Below are 2,890 nucleotides of genomic sequence, written 5' to 3'. Positions count from 1 at the left end.
TTCCCGCATGAGGGCGGGGTGCGGCCGGACTGGCAGAAGACCGCCGCGGCCACGGCGCTGCTCCGGCACCTCTGCATCGTCTCGGGAGGACCCGGGACCGGCAAGACCACCACGGTCGTCAAGGTCCTGGCTTTGTTGCTTGCCCTCCACCCTGCGTTACGCGTCGCGCTCGCGGCCCCGACCGGCAAGGCGGCTGCGCGCCTGCAGGGATCCCTGCGTGACCAACTGGCCGGGCTGCCGGTGGCCGCTGAGGTCAAGGCGCGGCTGCCGGCCGAGGCCTACACCGTGCACCGGCTGCTCGGCCACCGGCCGGGCCGGGTCACGTTCCGCCATGACCGCGACCATCCCCTGCCCTATGATCTGGTGGTCGTGGACGAGGCCTCGATGCTGGACCTCGCCCTCGCCACCAAGCTCGTCGAGGCGCTGCCCGAGGAGGGGCGCCTGATCCTGCTCGGCGACCAGGACCAGCTCAGCGCCGTCGAAACCGGGACGGTGTTCGCGAACCTCTGCGTGACGCGCGGCATGAGCGCCGAGATGCGTGAGAGCGTCCAGGTCCTGACCGATGAGACGCTTCCCGAGACCGAGATCGGGGCGGCGCAAGGGCTCTCCGATGCCGTGGTGTGGCTCGAACACGGCCACCGCTACGCGCAGGGCGGCGCGATCCGGGCGCTGGTCGAGCGTGTCAGGGAGGAAGATGCCGAGGCGGTGCTGGCTTGGCTGGCGACGCGCTCCGGGGGTGAAGTCGGCTCCGAGGTCCTGTGGCAGGACACGGTGCCCGGAGCGGAGCCTCTGGCCGCGACCCTGATCGAGGGCTATGCCGAGTATCTCGATGCGGTGCAGAGCGGCGCGCCACCCGAGGTGGTGCTCGCGGCCTTCGAGCGCCGCCGGGTCTTGTGCGCGGTGCGCGAGGGCGAGCAAGGCACCGCCCGCCTCAACGCGCTCCTCACCGAGCGCTTCCGCGCGGCGCTCGGCGGGCCGCCCTCCGGCGCCTCCTGGTACGCCGGGCGCCCGGTCTTGATCACGGCCAACGACTACACGGTGCGGGTCTTCAACGGCGATGTAGGCGTCACACTCCCGGGACTGGGAGGAGGCTTCCTCGTACATTTCCCGCACCTCGATGGTGGCACCCGCCCACTCGCCCCCAGCCGCCTGCCCGAGCACGAAACCGCCTTCGCCATGACCGTCCACAAGGCCCAGGGCTCCGAATTCGAGCGCGTCGAGGTGGTCCTGCCCGTCCGCGACAGCCGCGTCCTGACGCGCGAGTTGCTCTACACGGCGCTCACGCGAGCGCGCACCTCGGTGCGCCTGTGGGCCAGGGCCGCGGTGCTCCGCGACACGATCACCCGAAGATCACCGAAAGCGCCGTTGGGTCTCTGGGAGGAGCCCGGCCGGTGAGGCACTGTGCTGTCTGAGGAACGCGCAGACGCGCCCGCAGTCCGCGAGGCGTCTAACTAACCGAAATCGCCCCACAGCGCCTGTAGGGCGTTGGAAGGATCGGGGGTGAACTCGGAAAGCCGGCACGCGCCCTCTCTGCGGATGAGGCACAGCTTGAGCCGGGCACGACACCTGACAGCCACTCGTCCATGGTCGCGACCGGCAGGAGCCGGCGCACCCCTGTGCGCCCGCACTCCTTGATGCGGCATGGACAGCAAGATAAGGAAACGCTCGCAAGGAATTATCGCCTGGCCGGAAAACGAACGGCCACGCGAACGGCTGCTTCGCCGTGGTCCGCATGCGTTGACAGATGCAGAGCTACTTGCCATGCTGTTGCGTGTAGGGTTGCAGGGGACAAATGCGGTAGAGTTGGGGCGCCAGTTATTGCAGCGCTTTGGAACCTTGCGCGGGATGGCTGAAGTACCCTTGTCGACGCTCCTTGATGTGAAAGGGCTCAAGGGGGCCAAGGCGGCTCAGATCGCCGCGGCGATGGAGATTGCACGGCGCGTCGCGCTGCCCGACAACAGGGAGCGAATTCAGATCAATGGTCAGGGCGGATCCGTCATCTGGTCGATGAGATCCTAGAGATCGAGCGACGGCTTTCATCGACCGTAATTGACTCATCGTTCTACCACTTCGAGCTGCACAATCTCGACTACACCCGAGAGGAGGATACCAGCGAGTTCGCGAAGCGGGGTGAGTACCGCTTTCTGGAGGGAGGTTTTGTCGACCTGCCCACGCAGGTGGAGGCCGAAGACGTTACCATCGAATTCGAACGGGCGGTCACAAGCGAGCGCGCGAAGTTCAAGACCCGCATCGAGCATCAGACCTACAGTGTTGAGGAGGTGGCGGAGGTCACGTTCAGGCGCCTGCAGTCCATCGATGAAGAATCGAAGGACGCCGAGGCCCTCGAAGACCGTACCCGCTATGCCGAAAAGTTCCCGCTGGAACGCTGCGAGCAGATCGTTCGGGAATCGCTCAGGAGGGCGAACATTCGGTCTGGGCGGATCACGGACGAGAACCGGCAGAAGGTTCTGCAAGCGCTTAGTTCCTTGCGAGGCAAGAAAGCGAAACGCGTGGTTTACAAGCTCAATCCCAAAGCACTAATCACTCAGAGCACGAAGGAGCGCCAAGCCGAGAGTTGCGGTGCGGCCCAGTTACGCAAGGGAGACAACACCGTTTTCTACGGACCGGGCTGCGAGGCAACATTGGAAAACGGACAGCGTGAGTTCTTCAAGGAGGTCCAAGATCCAGACGGTGATTTTCGGGCTGGACGGGAGGCTATCCCTAATTCTCATTATTTCAAGACCCCGCTGAACCTAGCCCATCTTTCTCAACTGGAGGGGGTACCCAGCCTGGAAGGCGCATAGATTGGGCTACGCGGTCAAAAGGTCTCCACTACAAATGGGGCTGGATCGCTTCAGTGTACGAGTTGGCCGGCGGCGGTGATTCGCGG

General features: G+C 65.3%; 3 protein-coding genes. All 3 read left to right on the top strand.

Annotated elements, in window-relative coordinates; genetic code table 11:
• A partial coding sequence (gene recD / locus M3461_06865; GenBank protein ID MDQ3774096.1) for an exodeoxyribonuclease V subunit alpha occupies nt 1-1,395 on the top strand: 1,395 nt, incomplete at its 5' end.
• Nucleotides 1,396-1,641: 246 nt separating this feature from the next.
• Nucleotides 1,642-2,019, top strand: coding sequence for a hypothetical protein (locus M3461_06860; GenBank protein MDQ3774095.1), 378 nt, complete (start codon nt 1,642-1,644; stop codon nt 2,017-2,019).
• Between the two features lie 158 nt (nt 2,020-2,177).
• Nucleotides 2,178-2,804, top strand: coding sequence for a hypothetical protein (locus M3461_06855; protein ID MDQ3774094.1), 627 nt, complete (start codon nt 2,178-2,180; stop codon nt 2,802-2,804).
• Nucleotides 2,805-2,890 lie beyond the last annotated feature (86 nt).

It is taken from the genome of Pseudomonadota bacterium, from assembly GCA_030860485.1.
GTDB lineage: Bacteria > Pseudomonadota > Gammaproteobacteria > JACCXJ01 > JACCXJ01 > JACCXJ01.
Note: the sequence above shows the minus strand (reverse complement) of the source record. Positions and strands in the feature narration are given on the sequence as shown.